Annotated in this window: 16 protein-coding genes; 5 read left to right on the top strand and 11 right to left on the bottom strand. The window is 65.5% G+C overall.

Going from position 1 to position 21,229, the window contains the following annotated elements:
• The first annotated feature begins 242 nt into the window (after positions 1-242).
• Positions 243-1,169: a LysR family transcriptional regulator gene (locus ACV17W_RS17705; protein ID WP_462593659.1), complete on the top strand. Its 927-nt coding sequence runs from the start codon at positions 243-245 to the stop codon at positions 1,167-1,169.
• A 46-nt stretch (positions 1,170-1,215) separates the two neighbouring features.
• Here the strand turns inward: ACV17W_RS17705 and ACV17W_RS17700 are convergent, their stop codons facing one another.
• The 10 genes from ACV17W_RS17700 to ychF form a co-directional block, all read right to left on the bottom strand.
• Positions 1,216-2,595 carry an amidase gene (locus ACV17W_RS17700; RefSeq protein WP_462593657.1) on the bottom strand — a complete coding sequence of 460 codons (1,380 nt, stop codon included), beginning with the start codon at positions 2,593-2,595 and terminating at the stop codon, positions 1,216-1,218.
• Positions 2,588-2,794 (bottom strand): hypothetical protein, encoded by a 207-nt coding sequence (locus ACV17W_RS17695; RefSeq protein ID WP_462593656.1) that lies wholly within the window; start codon positions 2,792-2,794, stop codon positions 2,588-2,590. The genes ACV17W_RS17700 and ACV17W_RS17695 overlap by 8 nt, the downstream gene beginning before the upstream one ends.
• 13 nt (positions 2,795-2,807) lie before the next feature.
• On the bottom strand, positions 2,808-3,422 hold the full coding sequence (nthB, locus tag ACV17W_RS17690; protein ID WP_462593655.1) for a nitrile hydratase subunit beta: 615 nt from the start codon (positions 3,420-3,422) through the stop codon (positions 2,808-2,810).
• Between the two features lie 9 nt (positions 3,423-3,431).
• The gene (locus tag ACV17W_RS17685; RefSeq protein ID WP_462593654.1) at positions 3,432-4,055 is read right to left on the bottom strand and encodes a nitrile hydratase subunit alpha; all 624 of its coding nucleotides are present in this window, start codon (positions 4,053-4,055) and stop codon (positions 3,432-3,434) included.
• 84 nt (positions 4,056-4,139) lie between these two features.
• Positions 4,140-4,850 carry an ABC transporter ATP-binding protein gene (locus ACV17W_RS17680; protein ID WP_462593653.1) on the bottom strand — a complete coding sequence of 237 codons (711 nt, stop codon included), beginning with the start codon at positions 4,848-4,850 and terminating at the stop codon, positions 4,140-4,142.
• The gene (locus ACV17W_RS17675; protein WP_462593652.1) at positions 4,847-5,596 is read right to left on the bottom strand and encodes an ABC transporter ATP-binding protein; all 750 of its coding nucleotides are present in this window, start codon (positions 5,594-5,596) and stop codon (positions 4,847-4,849) included. Before ACV17W_RS17675 ends, ACV17W_RS17680 begins: the two co-directional genes overlap by 4 nt.
• The gene (locus ACV17W_RS17670) at positions 5,589-6,572 is read right to left on the bottom strand and encodes a branched-chain amino acid ABC transporter permease (protein ID WP_462593651.1); all 984 of its coding nucleotides are present in this window, start codon (positions 6,570-6,572) and stop codon (positions 5,589-5,591) included. The genes ACV17W_RS17675 and ACV17W_RS17670 overlap by 8 nt, the downstream gene beginning before the upstream one ends.
• 5 nt (positions 6,573-6,577) lie before the next feature.
• Positions 6,578-7,480, bottom strand: coding sequence for a branched-chain amino acid ABC transporter permease (locus tag ACV17W_RS17665; protein WP_462593650.1), 903 nt, complete (start codon positions 7,478-7,480; stop codon positions 6,578-6,580).
• A 75-nt stretch (positions 7,481-7,555) separates the two neighbouring features.
• Entirely contained in the window at positions 7,556-8,794 is a 1,239-nt protein-coding gene (locus ACV17W_RS17660) for an ABC transporter substrate-binding protein (RefSeq protein ID WP_462593649.1), read from the bottom strand.
• A gap of 434 nt (positions 8,795-9,228) precedes the next feature.
• Positions 9,229-10,320: a redox-regulated ATPase YchF gene (ychF, locus tag ACV17W_RS17655; protein ID WP_462593648.1), complete on the bottom strand. Its 1,092-nt coding sequence runs from the start codon at positions 10,318-10,320 to the stop codon at positions 9,229-9,231.
• A 577-nt stretch (positions 10,321-10,897) separates the two neighbouring features.
• Between ychF and ACV17W_RS17650 the strand changes: the two genes are divergently transcribed.
• The 4 genes from ACV17W_RS17650 (at position 10,898) to ACV17W_RS17635 (ending at position 14,275) form a co-directional block, all read left to right on the top strand.
• Complete coding sequence (locus tag ACV17W_RS17650) at positions 10,898-11,866, top strand: Bug family tripartite tricarboxylate transporter substrate binding protein (protein WP_462593647.1); 969 nt, start codon at positions 10,898-10,900, stop codon at positions 11,864-11,866.
• Positions 11,867-12,538, top strand: a complete 672-nt coding sequence (locus ACV17W_RS17645) for a 3-oxoacid CoA-transferase subunit A (protein ID WP_462593646.1) — start codon at positions 11,867-11,869, stop codon at positions 12,536-12,538.
• Positions 12,531-13,229 carry a 3-oxoacid CoA-transferase subunit B gene (locus ACV17W_RS17640; protein ID WP_462593645.1) on the top strand — a complete coding sequence of 233 codons (699 nt, stop codon included), beginning with the start codon at positions 12,531-12,533 and terminating at the stop codon, positions 13,227-13,229. Before ACV17W_RS17645 ends, ACV17W_RS17640 begins: the two co-directional genes overlap by 8 nt.
• Before the next feature lie 74 nt (positions 13,230-13,303).
• Positions 13,304-14,275 carry a Bug family tripartite tricarboxylate transporter substrate binding protein gene (locus tag ACV17W_RS17635; RefSeq protein WP_462593644.1) on the top strand — a complete coding sequence of 324 codons (972 nt, stop codon included), beginning with the start codon at positions 13,304-13,306 and terminating at the stop codon, positions 14,273-14,275.
• Between the two features lie 33 nt (positions 14,276-14,308).
• Here the strand turns inward: ACV17W_RS17635 and ACV17W_RS17630 are convergent, their stop codons facing one another.
• Positions 14,309-21,193, bottom strand: coding sequence for a hypothetical protein (locus ACV17W_RS17630; RefSeq protein WP_462593643.1), 6,885 nt, complete (start codon positions 21,191-21,193; stop codon positions 14,309-14,311).
• Positions 21,194-21,229 lie beyond the last annotated feature (36 nt).

Raw genomic sequence — 21,229 nt, 5'->3', positions numbered from 1 at the left:
GGTTCCTCCATCGGCTATTGGCGAGTGAATGCGGTCTATCTTGTCAATGGTTCCGAATTCTAGGAGGCCGCCCTTGATGTGGATACGGCGTTAAAACGAATTCACTATTTCCTCAAACGAAAAAACCCGCGCCCGCGGGCGTGCACCCAGGCCCCGGAACTCGGGGCCGGTTTCAGACTATGATCGCCGCGTGCGGAGCCGCCTCGGCTCGCACGTTTTCAGAAAGTTAATGAATGGCAAGCATGAACATCGTCGATTGCATTGAAGTCTTTGTGGAAGTGGCCAAGGGACTGAGCTTCACCAAGGCGGCGGAACGCCTCGGCACCAGCCGCTCGGTCGTCACCAAGAAAGTCGCCTGGCTGGAGCAGGCGCTGGAAACCCAGCTTTTGCAGCGCAATACCAAGCGTGCCTGCCTGACCGAGGGCGGGCAGATCCTGCTGCGCAATGCCGACAATGTGTCGCGGGCGATCAGCGATCTGAAAGACATGGTGCGCAGTACGGCGCAGCACCCCTCGGGGCGCATACGCGTCGGGTCGCCCCCCTCTTTCGCCGCGGCTCATCTTGCGCCCGTCCTGCAGAGCTACCTCGAGGCCTACCCAGACGTCCACATCACCTTGCAACTGGACGACGGCCGCAGCGACCTCATTGCCGAGAACATGGACCTGTCGATCCGCATCGCACCGCGACTGCGCGATACCAGCCAGATTGCCTACAAGATTGCCGTGGTGCCGCAGGTGATGGTGGCCACGCGCGCCTATCTCGACAGGGAGGGCGTGCCGTCCACGCCTGCCGACCTGAAGCGCCACAACTGCATGTTGCATACGCTGAAGGCAACGACCGGGACGTGGCAGCTGACCGGCGCCGACGGAGAGACCCACCAGGTTGCCGTCAGCGGCACCTTCAATTCGAACCTGGGCGAGTCATTGCTGCATCTTGCGCGGCGCGGCTATGGCATCTCGATGCATGCGCGGTATATGGTGGACGAACTCATTTCACAGGGCCAGCTCGTCATTGTTCTGCCCGAGTTCAAATGCCAGGGGCTCGACATCTACGCCGTCGTGCAGAGCAAACGGTATATGCCCAGCAAGGTGCAGCTGCTGCTTGACCACCTGCGGGCGCACTTCCTGCACAAAGACTGGGCGGCCCCCACGTTTGAAGGCCAGGATTGACCAGGGGGTCAGTCCTGGCCCGGGGTCCGGCGAGCCGGAGGCACGATCAGTCGCTGATTTCGGGCGGCAAGAGACCGCACCAACCGGATTCGCGCTCATAGGCGGCTGCCACGCCGTACAGCATGACTTCCTGCCATCGCCTGCCGACCAGCTGCATCGCCAGGGGCACACGGTCTTCGGAACTCAGGCCGCACATCAGCGACATCGCCGGATGACCGGATACGTTGAACGGGTAGCGCGACTGCCGGCCGTAGGTGTACGCAATCGCCTCTGGATCGTCCATGCGGCAGGCCGGGTCCAGCGTGGAGCTGGTGAGCAGCACATCCACATCGCGGAACACAGATTCGACCGCCTGCGTCAGTTCGGTGCGCCTTCTCTGAGCCTGCACATAGTCGACGCCCGACACCAGCAGACCGGGAAGCAGGCGCTGGCGGGTGTAGGCCGCGTAATCACCGGGCCGCTCTTTCAACCAGTGTTCGTGCACCGCAGCGGCCTCGGTTGTGAGGATGATGCGCCCCACGTATTCGAACTCGGACAGCGGCGGCAAGGTGACTTCAACAAGCGTCGCACCCGCCCTCGCCAGGCAGGCGGCGGCATCCTCGATAGCAGCAGCCATCTCGGGGTGGGCCACATAGTCACGGTTATAGAAGTGGCGGACCATGCCGATGCGCACGCCTCGCAGGTCCATGTCCAGCAGGCGCCGGTAATCGCTGTCGCGCCGGGGTGCGCTTGCAATGGCGTTGAGGACCAATGCGTTGTCCTCGACAGTGCGTGTCATGGGGCCGATGTGATCCAGCGACTGGGCCAGGGGAAAGACGCCCTGCGTACTGACCAGGCCATACGTCGGCTTCATACCCACGATGCCGCAATGGCTGGCCGGATGCCTTACCGACCCGCCGGTATCGGACCCAAGCGCGGCGGGCACCAGCTGCGCAGCAACCGCAGCCCCCGAGCCGGAGGATGAGCCGCCGGAATTGAACGGCAGGTTCCAGGGATTGCCGGCCGGCGGGAAAGGCAGGTCATAGCTGGGTCCGCCGAGGGCGAACTCGTGGGTGGCGAGCTTGCCCACAATGACCGCCCCCGCCGAGCGCAGTCCGCCTACTACTTCGGCATCTTCGCTGGCATAGTTGTCCAGAAGAATCTTTGAATGGCACGTCGTGCGTACGCCCGCCACGTCGATGATGTCTTTGATCCCTATGGGCACACCGTGCAACGCAGAGCGCGGCCCGGACGCAGCGATCTCATGCTCGGCTGCCCGAGCCTGGGCGCGCGCCGGCTCGGCAAGCACTTCAATGAACGACGCCAATTTCGGATCGACCTTCTCGATGCGGGCGAGCAGATGGTCGACATACTCGACAGGCGATAGCGTCCTGGCGGCAAAGGCAGCGGCCACCTGGGCCAGGGAAAGCTGGTGCAACTCAGTCATCGGCGCCATCGCGTGTCATCAAGGTGAAGGTCAGCGCCGGGGCCACCCGCGGATCGCTGGGACGGCTAAATCCACGGGTGATCAGAATCGCTGCCTGCATCGCGGTATTCACCTCGTGTTGGAAAGGCGCCCACGCCGGCGAACTGAAGTCCACGATCCTGTCCTGGGCGGGTATGGTCAAGCCTGTACGACCGCTCACCGGAATCTCCTGTTCATTGTTCAACCGGTTCAAGATAACTATGGAAGGCCGTGAAGTGCACCTGGGCGGCGTCGGCCGCGTCCGGCCACAGGTCGGCGGCCTCGAAGCGCACGTCGTACGTCATTTGCATCGGCGATTCCAGTCCATGACCCGCGGCATCGGGGAAATGGCAGATCGCCGATTGCGCGACGATGACCCCGCACTTGCCACGCGTGTAGGCGGGAAAGCGGGTATGGCCCGACACGAAGTCGGACTTGACCCTGACCTTCGTGCCTGCTGCGAACCACTGCCCGACTTCCGCCACGCGCCCGGGCGCGCTGGGCCTGGACACTGCAACCGCGCCCCCCGCCGCCGCCTCGAGTTCCTCGCGCGTGGCCAGGCCTTTCTCGATGAGCAGCGTGGTGAAGGCAGTCAACTGCCTTTCGTAATAGCTCGCGCGAACATAATGCCGCGCGTCCATGCGTTCGATGGCATGGCGCTGTTCGTCCGCATTCCAGCGCTGCGTGGTGAGCATGGCCGCGCCGATCGCGTGCACCTGGATCTCCCAGGGTTGCTTGAATGCCTTGTTCTGCGCTCCGTCCACGGGGCCGAAACCCTCGCGGCCGCCAAGATCGTGCATACCGTCCATGTTGGCTCCTTATTTGCCGATGGGGGCCGGCGCCGGTTGGGCGTAGGGCGCCTCGAGGCGTGCCACGCCGATGAGCGAGTCCTGGGTGACGAGGTCGCGCAACGCCTCCTCGGACCAGCCTTCGGTGTGAGGCGGACGCATGGGCAATACCATGTACCGTGTATCGGCGGTGGTATCCCACACGCGTATCGAGACCGTCTCGGGCAGATGCAGACCCATCTCGCGCAGGACCGTCCTGGATTGCCGGACCGCGCGCGCGCGGTAGTCGAGATCCTTGTACCAGCTGGGGGGCAGCCCGATAAGGGTGAAAGCCGTGCACGAGCAGAGGCTGCAGCAGATGACGTTGTGCAGGGTTTCGGTATTCTCGACCACGGTCAGCTGGCGATGGATGGCCGGCAACTCGAATCCGAGTTCCAGCGCGGCCGATCTGCCATCGGCCAGCAGCCTGGACTTGTAATCCGGGTCTACCCACGCCCTGGCTACCAGGGTGGCGCCGTTGCGCGGCACCCATTCTTCGGTGACCTTGGTTTCGAATTGCTCAAGGAGTTCAGCTTCGGCCAGGCCCTTTGCAACGATGACCTCGCGCACTGCACCCACCTGCGCCTCGACCGGAACGTACGGGGAACGTGACATGACAGTAATCCTCAATAATCCAAATGGCACGGCATGCGGCGGCGCACCGCGCTTTGCGCCGCGCCGCCGACCGAGACCGGCGACTCAGATGGCCAGGTAACGCTTCCAGATGGCCTCGTTGGTCCTGAGGTCATCGATGGTGCCTTCGTAGACCACTTCGCCTTTATCTATTACCACACCGCGATCGGCAACGCCCAGGCAGAAATGCATATTCTGCTCGGCAATCAACACTGTAGTGCCAATAGCGCGCAATCGGCGCAACAGCCTGCCGATCTGCTGCACGATGACCGGCGCCAGGCCTTCGCTGGGTTCATCGAGCATCAGCACCGAGGGGTTGCCCACGAGCGCCCGCGCAATGACCAGCATTTGCTGCTCGCCACCAGACAAGTTGCCGGCACGCCGCTGGCGCAGGGGCGCCAGGAGCGGGAATTCTTCGAACACCCGGTCCAGGGGCCAGTCGTCCTGTCCGCCGGGCCCCTTCTTCATGGCCACCAACAGGTTGTCTTCCACCGTCTGGTCGGGGAACACCTGCCGGTCTTCAGGCACCCATGCCAGGCCGGCAATCGCGGCTTCATGCGGACGGCTGGCACTGATGTCCTTTCCGTAGAGGCGGATTCCGCCCTTGCGCGACCGAAGCACCCCGGCAATGGATTTCATGGTGGTCGACTTGCCCGCGCCGTTACGCCCCAGCAGCGCCACCGTCTGGCCTTGCTCCACCTTGAAATTCACGCCGAAGAGCACCTGCGAGGTGGCGTAGGACGCGTACAGATCCGAAACTTCCAGGGCGGTCGTCATGCCGGCTGCTCCTCATGGCCAAGATACGCGGTGATCACGGCTTCATTGTTCCTGATTTCCTCGGGGCTGCCTTGCGCAAGCACTTTGCCATACGACAGCACACAGATTTTGGGAGCATATTTGAATACGATGTCCATATCGTGCTCGATGAACACCAGGGTCATCCGCTCGCTTTTCCAGAGGGCATAAACCTGCTCGATCATCTTCCATCGTTCTTCCGAGCCCATGCCCGCGATCGGTTCGTCCAGCAGCAGCACCCTGGGCTCGAGGGCGAGCGCCATGGCAATATCCAGGAGCTTCTGGTCGCCATGCGAAAGCTCGGATGCCACCACTTTGGCCTTTGCCGTCAGCCCCAGCATCGAAGCGACGTCCATCGCCCGCTCGCGTACCCGCGGCGCGGGAAAGGCGCCGAACACAGACCGGTATTGCCGGCGGTGCGTGGCCACGACGGCCATGAGGTTCTCTTCGACGGTCAGGGTCGGGAAAATGCGGGCCACCTGAAAAGCCCGCGCCATGCCCTTGCGGATCAAGGCCGCAGGCGGCAAACCGGTGACGTCCTCGCCGGCGAGCTCGACCGTGCCGCGATCGGGAGTGATCGCCCCGCTGATCAGGTTGAAGAATGTGCTCTTGCCCGCGCCATTCGGTCCGATGACGGCCGATATCGATTCGGATTCGAACGACAGCGTTACATCATCCATGGCGGCCACGCCGCCAAAGCGTTTAGTCAGATGTCGGATTTCAAGCATTGGTGCCTACCTCTTCCGGCCGCCCGTTGCGCTTGACGCGCAGCATGGCACCCAATCGAATAATGATGTCGACCACCCCGGTACGCAGACCGAGCACGAACGCCAGAATCACCAGGCCCAGCACGAGGCCGTAGTAGTCGGTGATGCGAGTGACCACGTCATTGAGCAGCAGCAGGATCGTGCTTCCGACTAGCGGGCCGAGGAAGGTGTTGACGCCGCCGAGCACGATCGAGAATATCGCCTGACCGGAGACGGTCCAGTTCGCAAGTTCGGGATAGGCGCCGGATATGAACAGTGCCATCAGCATCCCGCCGGTAGACGCAATGGTGGAAGAAATAATGAATGCCACCAGCTTGATGCGCAGAACCGGAACGCCCACGAAAAGCGCGCGCGGCTCGTTGTCGCGAATCATGCGCAGCGTGACGCCGAAGGCGCTGCGGGAAATGAAGCGCAGCAACAGGAGCGTACCGATCAGAAGACCCACCGACACCAGATAAAGGCCCGATCCCTGCCCCAGGTCGAGGCCGAAGATGTGGCGACGGGGAATGCCCCCCAGGCCCTGGTCGCCGCCCGTCCAGGACACGGCCGTGTAGATCATCGAGTAGAGCAACATCTGGAGGGCCAGCGTGCAGAAGGCGAAGTAGTGATCGCGCAGCTTGACGCAGATGGCTCCCACAATGGTCGCGCACGCGGCGGCTGCCGCCAGGCTCAGGATGAACACGGCGCCGAGCGGCAGCGTAGTGTTCTGCATCAGGTAGACCAGCGCATAAGCGCCCAACCCGAAGAACATCCCGTGGCCGAACGAAACCATGCCGGTCTGACCTACCAGCAGGTTCAAGGAGCTGGCGAAAATCCCCATCGCGGCGGCGCGTATCACGAAATCCGCGATCGCAGTGCTGGGGTAGGCAATATGCAGCGCGATCAGCAGCCCGGCTGCCGCCACGGCGATCGCAATGTCTTTCTTGAATGTGGTCATGCTTTCTACCTCGCCCCTTTACCAAGCAGACCAGAGGGCTTGAGCACCAGGATCAGAATCATGAATAGGAAGAACAGCTGGCTCTTCAACAGCGGAAATCCGACCGCGCCAAAGGATTGCACCAGCCCGAGGATCAGGGCAGCGATCAAAGCGCCGAGGATGGAACCCATGCCGCCGATTACGGTGATGACGAAGCTCTCGATCAGAATCGAAAAGCCCATGCCCGGCGTGAGCGCGCGCACCGGGCCGGACAATGCTCCGGCCAGCCCTGCCAGGCCGGCGCCCAGCGCAACAATGGATGCATACAGCACGACGGTGTTGACCCCCAGCGCGCTGACCATCGACGGGTTGTGCGCGGCGGCACGCACGATTTTCCCGAGCCGGCTGCGCTCCAGGCCCAGCCCCAGCAGCACCGCGATGACAATCGCGACCGCGCCCAGCATCAGATAGAACGGAGGAACGACGCCACCAGCGATGAAGAACGGCGGCAGCTGGAAGGCGGCGGGCATGCCCATGGAGAGAAACTCGGGGCCCCACACCATCTTGACCACATCGTCCACGATCAAGATGACGGCGTAGCAAACCAGAAGTTGCAGCATCACGTCAGCGCCGTAGATCCGGCGCAACAGGAACCGCTCGAAAGCAAGCCCTGCGATCGCCATGCCGACCGTTCCGCCCGCCACGGCCACGAAATAACTGCCAGTGGCCTGGAGCAGCGAGTATCCCAGATAGGCGCCGACCATATAGAAAGTGCCATGCGCGAAATTGATCACGCCCAGCACGCCGAAGATCAGGGTCAGGCCAGCGGCCACCAAAAAGAGAAGCAGGCCGGTGATCAGGCCTGCCGTGCCTTGTGTCACAAGGCATGATGAAGAAGCCAGACATTGGCTCAGTGCGTCGATATCCATCGCTGTGTCCGCTGAAAAAAAGGGCCGAAAAGCCGACGCGCCTGCCATGCCGGCAGGCGCGCCGGCGGCGCGACATTAACTGAAGCCCTGCTCGCGCTTCCACTGGGCCTCGAGTTCTTTGATGAGACCCCAATCAGCCGGCACCACTTCGGTGACGTAAGGCGCCTTCGGCACCGTGACGCCCCATCCGGCGGCGTAGTCCACGATGGTCTGATCGCCCGCGCGCAAGGTGATCTTGCCTTCCTGGCCGAACACGGAATCAATGGTCACACCCTCGGAGAGGGCCGTGGCGATCTTCGCGCCGTCGGCCGAACCGGCCAGGCGAGCGCCTTCTTCCAGGAACTGGATCGCCAGGTAGTTGCCCGTGCTCCAGATCGTGGGCTGCTGCTTGAACGCCGCGCGATACTTGTCCGCCCAGTCTTTGTTCTCTTTGGTGGCCGGGTAGGCGTCCAGGTAGCGCGATCCCGAATGAATGCCCGGGGGCAGCGACGAAATGGACGCCAGCACGTTGTAGTCGGCAAGGTTCACCGAGAACATCTTCGTCTGGCTGAACAACCCATAGACGTTACCTTGCCCGACGAAAGCCCCGAGATCGCCGCCCCAGAGCGCCGAGTACAGCGCCTGCGGCCGCGCCTGCAGGATGCGCGTGATCAGGTCCGCGAAGTCCGGCGTGCCCAGGCGAGGCCACACCTGGGCCTTGATTTCGACGTCAGGATGGAAATGCTTGAGCCAACGGAAGAACTGGTCGGTGGTTTCACGACCATAGGAATAATCAGGCGAAATGCTCGCCCAGCTCCGTATGCCGTCTTTCTTGGCGATGGCTGCCGCGTACGCGCCGCCAAGAATGGAATCATGAATGCCCTGACGGCAGGTACGGAACGACGTCGCCACGCGCAACTTGGGATCGGCCGTATACGACGTCGTTTCCGACGTCGTGTAGAGGCAGAGCACCTTCAGGTCGCGGATGACTTCCTGGATGGCCAGCGAGTTCGGATCGGCTGCGATGATCACATCGCAACCGTCGGTATTGACGAGTTCCCGCACCACGCGCGCAGCCTCTTGCGGCTGAGCCCGCGTGTCGCGCACGATCAATTCCAGTTTGCGGCCGTTGATGCCCCCGGCTGCATTGAGCTCTTCAATGCGCATCATGGCCCCCTGGCGGGAGCTCGCACCCAGCATGGCGGCCGTGCCGTGCAGCACCGTGGCCATGCCGATCCGGATGGGACGCTGCTGGGCCCGGAGGATCCCGGGTGCGGCCAGTGTCGCGCCAAGCGCCACGCTTCCGAGCAGCACTTGTCGCCTAGAAAGATTCATGCACGTCTTCATATTGAAATCCCCTGAATATTCACTTGGTATATGGGCCGACCCGCGCAGAATATGGCAACGCCCAAAGGCCGGGAAGCCCTCAAATCGGAAACATTAAGTTCTTGAATTAGCGCGTCCAAGTTACCCAGCGCCGCCCACCGAAAAGCGACCCCGCACCATATGGAACGGGGTTATCAATGGAAGGAAAATATGCATACGCAGGCATAAGCGGCCCACCGCCGGAAGCATTGCCAGGCTCCGGCGTGACGGCGCAAACGTAGCTGGGGGGGAGGCTTACTGCCCCATGCTGCTGAAGCCGGGCGGCTCCAGACCTTGGCGCCGTGTGACCGCGGCCGACATGCAAGGGGGCCCCGAGAGGCCGCCCTGATCGCGGCAGCGCCGGCTGCGGCGCCCGCTCGCGTTTGCCGCGGGCTACGCGGGAATCAGACGTTGAACAAGAAGTTCATCACGTCCCCATCCTGCACGACGTATTCCTTCCCTTCGGCCCGCATCTTCCCGGCCTCTTTGGCGCCCTGCTCGCCCTTGCAGGCGATGTAGTCGCCGAAAGCGATGGTCTGGGCGCGGATGAAGCCGCGCTCGAAGTCGGTGTGGATGACGCCGGCCGCCTGCGGCGCGGTGGCGCCAATAGGAACCGTCCAGGCGCGCACTTCTTTCACGCCCGCGGTGAAGTAAGTCTGCAGGCCCAGCAGCTTGAAAGCCGCGCGGATCAGGCGGTTCAGGCCGGGTTCGTCCATGCCCATGTCGGCCAGGAAGGCCTGGCGGTCTTCATCGGGCAGGTCGACAATTTCGGACTCGATGGCGGCGCAGATGGCCACCACGGGCGCGTTGCGCGAGGCGGCGAATTCAGCGAGCCGGTCGAGCATGGGGTTGTCGGTGAAACCGTCATCGCTGACGTTGCCCACGTACATGGCGGGCTTGGCGGTGATGAAGCACAGCTGCTTGATCAACGCCTGTTCTTCATCGCTGAGATCGACCGAACGCACGGGCTTGGCCTGGTTCAGCACGGCGATGCATTTTTCCAGCACGGCCACCAGGCGCTGAGCTTCCTTGTCGCCGGAGCGAGCCGTCTTTGAATGGCGGTGCAGGGCCTTTTCAGCCGTCTGCAGGTCGGCCAGGGCCAGTTCGGTTTCGATGACCTCGATGTCGGCGATGGGATCGACCTTGCCCGCCACGTGGATCACGTTGGGGTCTTCGAAGCAGCGCACCACGTTGACGATGGCATCGGTTTCACGGATGTGCGACAGGAACTGGTTGCCCAGGCCTTCACCCTGGCTGGCGCCGGCCACGAGGCCGGCGATGTCGACGAATTCCACGGTGGCGGGCAGGACACGCTCGGGCTTGACGATGTCAGCCAGCTGCTGCAGGCGCGGATCAGGCACCTCGACCACGCCCACGTTGGGCTCGATAGTGCAGAAGGGGTAGTTTTCCGCCGCGATGCCCGCGCGGGTCAGGGCGTTGAAAAGCGTCGATTTGCCCACGTTGGGCAGGCCGACGATGCCGCATTGCAGAGCCATGGAAGTCCTTGAATGATTGGCGTGCTTGGACCAAACCAAGGGGGCGGGCACGAGCCCGGTGTCGGGCGCGCCGGTGTAACCCGACACGCCACGCCCCGCAGGCCGGACGGGCTGTGCCGCCCCGCGCGCCTGCCTGGTCCAGATTTATGCCGATTGTAGCCGCCTGCCGGGTGAGCGCCCAATCAGCGGGGAATGCGGGAATCAGGCGGGGCGCCGCCGCGTAGGCGCCGGCTAAGCGGGCGATGCGGCGCGCGGCCGAGCGGGGCCGGGCCGACCCGTGGCCTGTCCCGGGCAAAAAACCCTGCAGGGAGCACCAGGGTTCACTTCACTGGAACATTGCCCTAAACAAATCAAGATTCCCGTAAAGGGTGGCGCGCTGCAGAATCCAGGCAGGGGGCGCGCCCGTCCTTCGATTGACCCGCAGCGTCACAGGGTCGCGGGTACGGATGGGTGCGCTACCTGGCCGGTTGAGCCGCCTCAGGGCACCGAGGCCGCACTCTAGAGAAAGCGCAATACCGTTGCACGCCATACCGGGCAAGCCTGGCCCGGCCGCGGCTGATAACTAGAGGAGACAGCATTGAAATTCCGCACCCTTTCTGGCGCGCTGCTGGCCTTTGCCGCGGCGGCGCCCCTGGCCGCTCAAGCCAGTTGGCCCGACCGCCCGATCACGATCGTCGTGCCCGCGTCCCCCGGGGGCACGACCGACATTGCAGCCCGCGCTATCAGCGAGACCATGGCGAAGCAGCTGGGTACGACGGTCGTCATCGAGAATCGCGCCGGGGCCGGCGGTATCGTGGGCACCCAGCTCGTGGCCCGCGCCACGCCCGATGGCTATACCCTCTTGATGGGCAACGTGGGGCCCAATGCCATCAACTACAGCATGTATCGCGAACTGCCCTATGCGCCGGACGATTTCAGGCCCATTACGCTGACGATTGCCGTGCCGAATGTGCTGGTCGTCAATGCCGACACGCCGGCATCTTCCGTCCAGGAGCTGGTTGCCCTGTACAAGAAAAATCCGGCAAACATCACGATGGGCAGTTCAGGCACGGGCCAGTCGCCTCATATGTCGGGCGAGCTGTTCAAGTTGCGCACCGGCATGGAAACGCCGCACGCGCCCTACAAAGGCGCGGCGCCCGCCGTGACGGCACTGCTGGGGAATCAGTTCACCTTCATGGTCGACAACCTGCCCAGTTCGCTGCCGCAGATCCAGGCGGGCCGGTTGCGCGCGCTGGCGGTCACCAGTGAAGCGCGCAATGCGCAGCTGCCCGACGTGCCGACCATGTCCGAGGCGGGCGTGCCCGACATGGTGGTCACGGCCTGGTTCGGGCTTTTCGCGCCCAAGGGAACGCCTGACGACGTCGTCGACAAGATCTACCAGGCGGCCAGGGACGCCATGCAGACCCCGGCAGTGCGCCAGCGCTTCGAGCAGCTGGGCGGCGTGGTCGGCGGCAATTCACCCGCGGAATTCGCGGCCTTCGTCGATGCACAGCGCGCGCTGTGGGCGGGCACCGTCAAAGCCGCCCGCATCACCGCGGGGAACTGAATGATCAACAAAATCAAGTCCTCGCAGGTTGAAGCGCTGGATGTGATCCGGGACGGCGCCTCGATCATGATCGGGGGTTTCGGCGACAGCGGCATTCCGTTCGAGCTCATCGACACCCTGCTGGCCATGGGCCCCGGAAACCTCACCATCATCAGCAACAACGCGGGCGCCGGCGAACAGGGCATTGCGTCGCTCATCAAGGCAGACCGGGTACGCAAGGTCATCTGCTCGCACCCGCGGCCGCCCCGTTCCGAGATATTCGCCGAAGCCTACCGGGCGGGCCGGGTGGAACTGGAATGCGTGCCGCAGGGCACCCTGGCCGAACGCATCCGCGCCGCCGGCGCCGGGCTGGGGCCTTTTTATACGCCCACGGGCTATGGCACGCGTATGGCGGAAGGCAAGCAGACCTGTGTCATCGACGGCAAGGGCTATGTGCTGGAACAACCGCTGCCTGCCGATTTCGCGCTGGTCCGCGCCCATCAGGCCGACCGTCTGGGCAACCTGATGTACCGGCTGGCCGCCCGGAACTTCAACCCGCTGATGTGCATGGCGGCGCGCCATACCATCGCGCAGGTCGATCAGATCGTGGAAGTCGGGGCCCTGGCGCCTGAACACGTCATGACGCAGGCCCTGTTCGTGAACGCCGTTGTGCTGGCAAAACCCAATGACTGAGCCCATTTCCCTGAACCGGCAGCAAATCGCGCAACTCGTCGCACAGGACATCCCGGAAGGATCGAGCGTCAATCTGGGGATCGGCATGCCGACCCTGGTGGCCGATTTTCTTCCGCGCGATCGCGAGATTCTGCTGCATAGCGAGAATGGCATCCTGGGCATGGGCGCCGCGGCCCAAGGCGATCAGGTCGACCCCGACCTGATCAATGCCAGCCGGGTGCCGGTGGTGCTGATCCCCGGAGCCTCTATCACAGACCACGCCACTTCGTTTGCGATGATGCGCGGAGGCCGCCTGGATTTCAGCATCCTGGGCGGGTTCCAGGTGGCAAGCAACGGCGATCTGGCCAACTGGCTGACCGATGCCCCAGACGCGATTCCGGCCATCGGCGGCGCCATGGACCTGGCCGTGGGCGCGCGCCAGGTGCTGGTCATGATGGACCATACGACCAAGTCCGGCGCGCATCGTCTGCTGGACCAGTGCACGTATCCTTTGACCGGCGTCGGCGTCGTCGACGCCGTGTACACCAACTACGCCATCGTCGATGTACGCGAACGGAGCTTCGTGCTGCGCGCCATCGTTGAGGGCATGCCGGTCGAAGCGTTGCAGGCCTTGACCGGCGCGCCGCTGCATATCGCCGCCCCCGTGCGCAGAATTCGCCTCGACGACAAGGGGGTTGCCCGCCTCGAATAAGCCCATGATTCCGGGCATGGGCCCGATGCAGCATCGCGCAGCCGCGCCATGACAACCCCGGAGGAGACACCCTCATGACCCCTCGCACAGCCCTGTGTGGCCTCGCATCGTTATTGGTGGCCGGCTTCATTGGCGCAGCCCATGCCGCTGATTTCCCGACGCAGCCGATCAAGTTGCTGATTCCGTATCCGCCCGGCGGCAGCGCCGACATGCTGGCCCGCCCTCTGTCCAACGAGCTGCAGAAAGAACTTGGCCAACCCATCGTGCTGGAATACAAGCCGGGCGCAGGAGGAACCATCGCGACTTCACAGCTCGCGCGCTCGGCGCCTGACGGATACACCGTGCTGATGGTGCTTGCCGCGCACGCAATCAACCCCAGCCTGTATCGCAATCTTCCGTACGATACCCGCGAGGATTTCGAGCCCGTATCGCTGGTTGCGAGCCTGCCCCTGCTCGTTGCCGCGCCCTTGGCCACCCCGGCCAGCAACATGCAGGAACTGGTGGCCTACGCCAGGCAGAATCCGGGCAAGCTCACCTTTGCGTCCGCCGGCAATGGAAATACCAGCCACCTGGCGGCGGAAATGTTCAAGTCAGTCACCGCCACAGACATGCTGCACATTCCATACAAAGGCAGCGGTCCCGCGGTGGTCGCCCTGCTGGCCGGCGACGTCTCGCTCATGTTCGACAGCATCTCGACTTCGGTGAGCCATGTGCAGAGCGGCAAACTCAAGGCCCTTGCCGTGACAGGCACCAGGCGTTCATCCCTGCTGCCCGACGTACCGACGGTGCAGGAGTCCGGGTTTCCTGATTTCGCGGTCACCGGCTGGTACGGCATCCTGGCACCCGCCGGTACGCCGCCGGCCGTGGTCGACCGTCTTAACAAGGCTTTTTCCAAGGCCGCGAAACAGCCGCAGATCGAAGCCCAGCTCAACGGCATGGGCTACGAAGTCATCGCGTCGACGCCAGCCGCCTTCGGCCAGCACATTGAAGAAGAAACCGCGCGCTGGCAGGAACTCATCAAGAATGCCGGCGTGCAGTTGCAATAAGGGCGTCGGCTCGCCGCCTGCGGGACAGGCGATTCAGAACCGCATCCCCAGGCGCAATTCGGCGGAATGGTCGCTGTATCCGTCTGCCAGGCGCTGGCGCCACACGGTCCGCATCAGCAAACCTTCCTTGGTCTCGACTTCCAGCCCCAGCTGGTATTCGCCGAACAGGTCCGGCAGGTCTTGCGACAGGCGGAAGCCGTCGTCGGACGGACCGTGTTTCAAGCGCGCATCGGTGTTCCATTCGTTGCCGGGCATCCAGCTCATGCCCACGCTCATGAAGGGCCGCAGCGCTGCCCCGGACACATCGAAGCGTTGTCCGATTTCGATCGAGGGGTTCACCATCGTGCGTACCTCGCTGGCACCGTCGAACGTCAGGTCGAAGGCGCCGCCGCCGCTTTCGCTATAAGCCGGCACACGCTGGTAGATCACGTCCACGTCCAGCGCCGGCCTCACATACAAGGACTCGGCCTGGTGGGTATAGGCAAGTTGCCCGCGCAGTGCGGCGAAGTAGGTCTTCCAGTCGGAACTGGGCAGCGCGGCGTCGCTGGCCGTGGCCACGGCGCGCGCGGTGTCATAGCTGCCATAACCGGCGCTGAGCGCGCCGGTATAGGTCCATGCGCCATGGTGCTTGCGCAGGAACGCAACGCCACTGACGCTGTGGCCGTTGGTGCGGACGCTGGCATCGTCTGCCTTGCTGCGCGCATCTTCGTACGACACCCCGCCGCCCGCGACCCAGCCGTTGCCCAGGGGACGCTGGCCGCCCAGCATGTAGCGCACCGATTCGTACATGAAGCCCATGTCGTCATGACTGTCGTGGCGATTCATACGGCTGCCGGTGACATCGCCCCAGGCGCAGGCCTCTGCTGGCTGCCCGCTTCGGGCGCCACTGGCGGTGGGGCACGACAGACTGCGATTGATGAACATGCGATGCGCAAGCGGCATGATGGCCACGGGCGCCTGCAAGGCATCGTTGGCGATCTGGTCCAATTGCTGCCCGTACGCTTTGTCGGACTTGGCCATGGCAATCGCATCGAATACGGGCGTAATTGCCGCCGCATGGTCGGCGCCCGGGGGTGCCGGCGACGCCGATACCGATGTGGCGGCCATGAGACGCGCGCCCGGTGCCGCAGGCGCGCCGGTATCGGCCCGTTGGCCGAGCTGCTGTTCCAGCTGCTGCCAGCGGCGGCCCAGGTACTTGGCCACCTCGGCCTGCTCTTCGGAGAGCCCCGGCAGGCTGCGGGCGAAATCGGCTTTCAGGCCCACCGTCAGCCGCTGGCCGTCCCAGGCCATCGGATAATCGAACACCGGCCCGCCTTCGGAATAAAAGCCCGCGTCGGTGCCCAGCTTGCCCTGGGCATCCAGCACCGGGACCATGCCGGTCGTGGGTTGGTGATGCAGGCCCTGCACTGCCAGCTTGCCCGCCAGCAAGGTGTCGCCTTCGACGGTAAGCAAATCGGCCTGGCCCAGCGCGTAATCGACGGTGGGCTGGTAACTGCCGCCGGCGTACTGCTGGTAATTGCCCTTCAACACCGAAGATGCGAGTTCTCGCCGTGCACCGAGGCCCAGGGCGCCATGATTGGAAAGCGTGCCACCCGCGAGGTCGAGCTCTGTGCCCGCCAACATCTGGCCCAGGTTCCGGACGCTGCCAGCAACGGACTGCCCCAGCAGGATGGAACCCTGCACGAGTCCTCGATTGACCACCTGCGTATTGCCGCCCAGAGTGCGCAGCGCAATGCCGGAGGCCGCCGACAGGCGCGCCTGTTCGTCGATCTCCACGAGGTTGTCGGACCCGGCAGACAGCTGCACGCCCGCGGCCGCGCCGCTGCCGCCCACGACACGTCCGCCGCCCTGCACGTGCACATGGATCCTGCCGGGGGCCGAGCCTGTACTCTGCGCAAAGATGCCCGCAGCGTCGGTGCCGAGCGCCTGGACCTGGCCCGATACCTTGATCGTCACCGGGCCGCCCGCGCCCGAACCGCTGAGTCCGGCGCGGCCCGCGATGCCGTCGGCCCATCCACCGCCGCCGCCCACGCTCTGCGCGAACAGCGCGGTAGCCTGTTCGCCGCGCGTGACCACCCTGCCCGCGACATCCACGTTGATGGCGCCACCTTTGCCACTGCCGGCGCGCACGCCGGCCAATGCGCCTTCGACGGTGGCGCTGGTTGCGCCCGTGCTGGCGTAGCCGCCGCCCCCGCCAATGCTCTGCGCAAATACACCATAGGCGTGGTCGCCCCACGTATGCACCATGCCGGATTCGGCCACGGCCAGGCGTACTTCACCGCCGTCTCCCTGGCCCGCGCGGCTTGCATTGAATGCTGTGTCCGCCCCTTGCGCGCCGAGCGCTCGCACCACCCCGCCCCCACCGCCGACGCTCTGCGCGAAGATGCCGTGAGCAAGCGCGCCATACGTCATCACCCGGCCGCCATGACCGATGTCGACCAGGCCTGCGTCGCCCGTACCGCCGCCCAGTCGCAGGGTGGTTGTATCGGCTCCCAGGCGATACACCCCTGCAGAGATGCCACCGCTTCCGCCGATGCTTTGAGCAAGCAGGCCCGTCGCGCCGTGCCCGCGCGTCGAGATCCTGCCCTCGGCCGCGTGCGTGGCCCTGACCTCGCCGCCGCTTCCGCCTTGCCCTGACGCACCGCCCACGGTGAACACCGCGGTGTCAAACCGGTACGCCGGTATCAGTCCGTCTTCACGGTTGACCGTGGGAACGAAACTGGATGCACCGATTCCGCCGCCGCCGCCGATGCTCTGCAGGCGGATGGCATCGCCCATGTCTCCGGTGGTGCGTATCCGGCCCTCTGCATCCAGGTTCCAGGCGACCGCGCCGCCATGGCCGCCGGCGCCGCCGCTGCCCCCTACCGCCACGGCGAGCTGCGAGACGGGCGCACTGATCACGCTGGTCTGGTAGAAGGTCGACGCCGTGCCGCCGATGCCACCGCCGCCGCCGATACTTTGCAGCGCCACACCGGCATTGTTGTCGCCTGCAGCGTGCACCCGGCCGCCATTGCGCACGTCGACAGCGCCGCCATCGCCGCCTCGCCCGCCGCTGCCACCCAACGCAACCGAGATCGCGAAACCGCGCTCCGGCGCGCTCATGTTCTTGACGTCGTCGAAACCGTCTGCATCCACGCCGGCTTGCACCGCACCGGCCATTCCGCCGCCGCCGCCGACGCTTTGGGCCACCAGGCCGTAACCCTGAGCCGCCGAGATGGCCCCGCCCTGGTACATCGTGATCGCGCCGCCCTTGCCGCCGTTGCCGCCGGACCCGCCCAGGGCCAGGGTCACGGAAATCTTGCTCGCCGCCTGGGTCGTCTCGCTGCTCGACGCGTTGCCGCCGCCCCCTCCGATACTTTGGGCAAGCACGCCGGCGCTGTCCATACCGCGCGTAATGATCGTCCCCGTCTGCTGCACGTTGAGGTCACCGCCGTCGCCGCCGCTGCCCCCCGATCCGCCCAGGGTCAATGACAAGGCCAGCGATCCACCCGGGGCCGAAGTTGCCGCCGACCCGGCCCGGCCGCCACCGCCGCCCACGCTTTGCGCGACGATACCGGCACTCTGGCGCCCGTAGCTCGAGATGGTGCCGTTCTGGAATACCGAGACTGCGCCGCCATGACCGCCGTCTCCGCCCTCGCCGCCGAGCGCCAGTTCAAAAGCGCCGGAGTACTTGGCAGGCGAAGGGGATCCGTCCCAGGGGGATGGGCTCGGCGGCCAGTTGGGCTGGTCGCTGTCGCCCAGAGCACTGCCATTGCCGCCCCCTCCGCCGATGCTCTGAGCAACGATGCCATCGCTGCTCATGCCGCGCGTGGTGATGATCGCCCCGGCGTCCTGCGTGATGGTCACGGTGCCGCCCTTGCCGCCGTCGCCGCCGCTGCGCCCCAACACAAGCGAGACCTTGCCCGAAGCTGCGTAAGTGTCGCCGTGGGTCAAGCCGCCGCTGCCGCCTCCCCCGCCCACGCTCTGGCCCAGGATGCCGATGGACGCCTGACCGGTCGTGCTGATGCGGGCTTCGTCGGCCTGGAGCACCGTCACCGTGCCGCCGTCACCGCCAGCCCCCCCTTTGCCGCCAACGGCCAGCGTGGCCGCAAACGACTGCGCACCGATCGCGACCGAGCGGCCGATGGCGCTGCCCCCGACGCCGCCACCGCCCCCGAGGCTTTGCGCGAGCGCCGCCACGGCATGGTCGCCGGCGGTGCTGAGCACGCCCGAATTGAGCAGATCGACTCTACCGCCCTGCCCGCCCGCGCCGCCCTGCCGGCCCAGTGCAATGGCAAGCGATACCGCCGTGCCCCCGGCGAAGCTGACGTCGATGGCATTGGCGCTGCCGCCCGCGCCGCCGCCGCCGCCGATGCTCTGCGCGACCAGACCGCGCGACCCGTGCCCGCGCGTCGTGATCGATCCAAAGTTGTTGCCTGTGACCTGACCGCCATTGCCGCCGTTGCCGGCGATGCCGCCTATGGCGGTGGCCAGGCTGCCCGCGTACGGATACAGAATGCCGAAATCGATCGTCGCGGCGTTGCCGCCGGCCCCGCCTCCGCCGCCGATGCTCTGCAGCAAAACGCCGTGGGCATCAGCGCCGCGCGTCAGGACCTTGCCCCGGTTGTCGTAGCTGATGACGCCGCCATGGCCGGCATCGCCGGCGTTGCCGCCCGCGCTATAACCGACCAGGCTCAGGCCTGCCGCCGTGCTGTTGCCGCCGATGCCGCCACCGCCCCCGATCGATTGCGCCACGACGCCGCCTGCGCCCTCGCCCGTCGTGTCGATCGTGCCCGAGGTGCGGATCCGCAGCCGGCCGCCGTGGCCGCTGGCGCCTTGCGATCCTCCCATGGCCGACGTCACAAAGTCGATCACGCCTGTCGATACCGCCTCGCCGCCGTCGCCGCCCCCGCCCCCGATGCTCTGCGCGACGACACCGGTGGCGTCGGCCCCTTTGGTCACGATGCGGCTGCTATCGTCCAGCTGTAGATCGATCTCTCCGCCGTCACCCGCCACGTTGCCCCGGCCGCCATAGGCCAGTCCGAAAATCACGCCATAGGCGCCCGAGTAGCCAGCCTTGCCGCCCCCGCCGCCGATGCTCTGGGCCTGTATTCCGTAGCCGAGCTTGCCCGTCGTGTAGATGGCGCCCGCGTTGCGTACGCGCACGGCGCCCCCGTTGCCGCTGGATGCGCCGTCGCCGCCGACACTGACCATGCCGCCGCCCGATCCGCCATTGCCGCCCCCGCCTCCGATACTCTGCGCCAGTATGCCGGCGGCAGTCTCGCCCGCCGTACGCAGGTCACCGGTGTTGGTCAGCGTCACCCAGCTGCCATGTGAGTCCGGGCTGTTGGAATTGCCGTCACCGCCCAGGGCGCCTTGCGTGGTGCCGCTGTGCGTGCCGCCATCACCACCGATGCTCTGCGCGAACAAGGCATGGCTGCCTGTGCCCCCAGTGGTGACCGAGCCGCGATTTGTCAGTTCGACAGGCGAGCTGGTGCTGTGCGCGCCTCCCTGTCCGCCTACCCCGACCAGGGTCGCGCCCTTGCCTCCATGACCGGCGGCGCCACCCAGGCTGGCGGCATAGATACCGAAGGCGTCCGCCCCTGATGTCGTGATGGTAGCGGCGCTCTCGACGCGCACTGCGCCGCCCTGCCCGCCCCGGCTGCCGGCGCCGCCCGCGTAGAAGACGCCGCCCTTGCCGCCGTTGCTGCCCCCGCCGCCCCGGCTGACGGCCTGCACGCCGGCGGCGTTGGCGCCGCTGGTCGTGATGCGAACCTTACGGCCCAGGTCGAGTTCAACCTTGCCGGCGTCGGCGCCCGAGCCGGCCTTGCCGCCGCGCGCCAGCGCCGAACCGCCTCCCCAGAACCCGTTGCCGCCAGCGCTCTGCGCCACCACACCGCTTGCACCCGCGCCATGGGTGGAGAGGGTCAGGTCGTCGAGCTTGCCGATGATGTCTCCGCCCCGTCCGCCATCGCCGCCGTCTGCGCCGTTGAGCCAGCTGGTGCCGGTGATGTGGCCGCCTTCACCGCCCTGACTGAGCAGGCGCACGGCGTGGGCATCCTGGGCGCGAGTCGTGATTTGCGATGCCGTACCATCAGTGCGACCCGTCAGCACAGCGACAATATCGCCGCCCTGCCCACCCCGGCCGCCGGCGCTGTGCACCGTCTGGATAATGCCGCCGTTGATCTGCCCGCCCGATCCGCCTCGCGAGATGACGTCGATGCCTTTGCCCTGGGCGTCGACCGAACCGTTGAACAGCAGGTTGGCGTTGCCGCCGGCCCCGCCATGGCTGCCCGAGGACCGAATGCCCGCGGCCTCGTATCCGCTGTTGCCATGCCCCCCCTCCGAAGTGATCAGCAAGCCGGTGGCAGTGGCGCTGGAGGTTCTGATATCGACGCTCTTCAGATTGGCGATCACCATGCCGGCCTGCCCGCCGCCATCCCCGCCTTGCATGCGCGCGCCCGCGTGGCCGCCCGCCGATGACAGCATCACACCATGCGCGTTGCCGCCCGTGGACAGATTGCTGATTGCGCCACTGAAGGCCGCCGTGACGACTCCGCCGTTCCCTCCTCTCGAGCCTTTGCTGTCCCACACCAAGCCATTGAACCCCTCGCCCCCTTTCCCGCCGATGGAACTGACGGCCAGCGAGGCCTTGTCTTTATCGGTGGCCAACACGAAGCGTGCGTCTTGCGAGTAACTGGCTTTGTCGGCATTTCCGCCTTTGGACGAATCGGAGAACCGGCTCGCGTTGCGACCATCGCTGCCGCTCTTGCGCACTTCCACGGGCGGAGAAACGCCCTGGGCTTGCGCGGCCTCCGGCAACACCCACAATGCCGCCGCGATGGCGTGCAGCAGAAAGGGCAGGCGGGGGAAGGTTCCACGCCCATATGCGGGCGCGGGCAACAACGACGGGACAACTGCTGAGCGGTTCTGCGACATTGGATTCTTGCGCCGCTGTGGCGCCACGGATAACGG

Source organism: Bordetella sp. MIP270_01_BMS (assembly GCF_054958705.1).
This window is presented reverse-complemented; position numbering and strand designations above follow the sequence as displayed.

What these genes read in the sequence shown, in the direction of transcription:
- ACV17W_RS17680 (WP_462593653.1), bottom strand. Translation starts at nt 4,850, where the DNA reads ATGACGACCGCCCTGGAAGTTTCGGATCTGTACGCGTCCTACGCCACC.
- ychF (WP_462593648.1), bottom strand. Translation starts at nt 10,320, where the DNA reads ATGGCTCTGCAATGCGGCATCGTCGGCCTGCCCAACGTGGGCAAATCG.
- ACV17W_RS17645 (WP_462593646.1), top strand. Translation starts at nt 11,867, where the DNA reads ATGATCAACAAAATCAAGTCCTCGCAGGTTGAAGCGCTGGATGTGATC.
- ACV17W_RS17665 (WP_462593650.1), bottom strand. Translation starts at nt 7,480, where the DNA reads ATGGATATCGACGCACTGAGCCAATGTCTGGCTTCTTCATCATGCCTT.
- ACV17W_RS17660 (WP_462593649.1), bottom strand. Translation starts at nt 8,794, where the DNA reads ATGAATCTTTCTAGGCGACAAGTGCTGCTCGGAAGCGTGGCGCTTGGC.
- ACV17W_RS17685 (WP_462593654.1), bottom strand. Translation starts at nt 4,055, where the DNA reads ATGTCACGTTCCCCGTACGTTCCGGTCGAGGCGCAGGTGGGTGCAGTG.
- ACV17W_RS17700 (WP_462593657.1), bottom strand. Translation starts at nt 2,595, where the DNA reads ATGACTGAGTTGCACCAGCTTTCCCTGGCCCAGGTGGCCGCTGCCTTT.
- ACV17W_RS17630 (WP_462593643.1), bottom strand. Translation starts at nt 21,193, where the DNA reads ATGTCGCAGAACCGCTCAGCAGTTGTCCCGTCGTTGTTGCCCGCGCCC.
- ACV17W_RS17705 (WP_462593659.1), top strand. Translation starts at nt 243, where the DNA reads ATGAACATCGTCGATTGCATTGAAGTCTTTGTGGAAGTGGCCAAGGGA.
- ACV17W_RS17670 (WP_462593651.1), bottom strand. Translation starts at nt 6,572, where the DNA reads ATGACCACATTCAAGAAAGACATTGCGATCGCCGTGGCGGCAGCCGGG.
- ACV17W_RS17675 (WP_462593652.1), bottom strand. Translation starts at nt 5,596, where the DNA reads ATGCTTGAAATCCGACATCTGACTAAACGCTTTGGCGGCGTGGCCGCC.
- ACV17W_RS17640 (WP_462593645.1), top strand. Translation starts at nt 12,531, where the DNA reads ATGACTGAGCCCATTTCCCTGAACCGGCAGCAAATCGCGCAACTCGTC.
- nthB (WP_462593655.1), bottom strand. Translation starts at nt 3,422, where the DNA reads ATGGACGGTATGCACGATCTTGGCGGCCGCGAGGGTTTCGGCCCCGTG.
- ACV17W_RS17635 (WP_462593644.1), top strand. Translation starts at nt 13,304, where the DNA reads ATGACCCCTCGCACAGCCCTGTGTGGCCTCGCATCGTTATTGGTGGCC.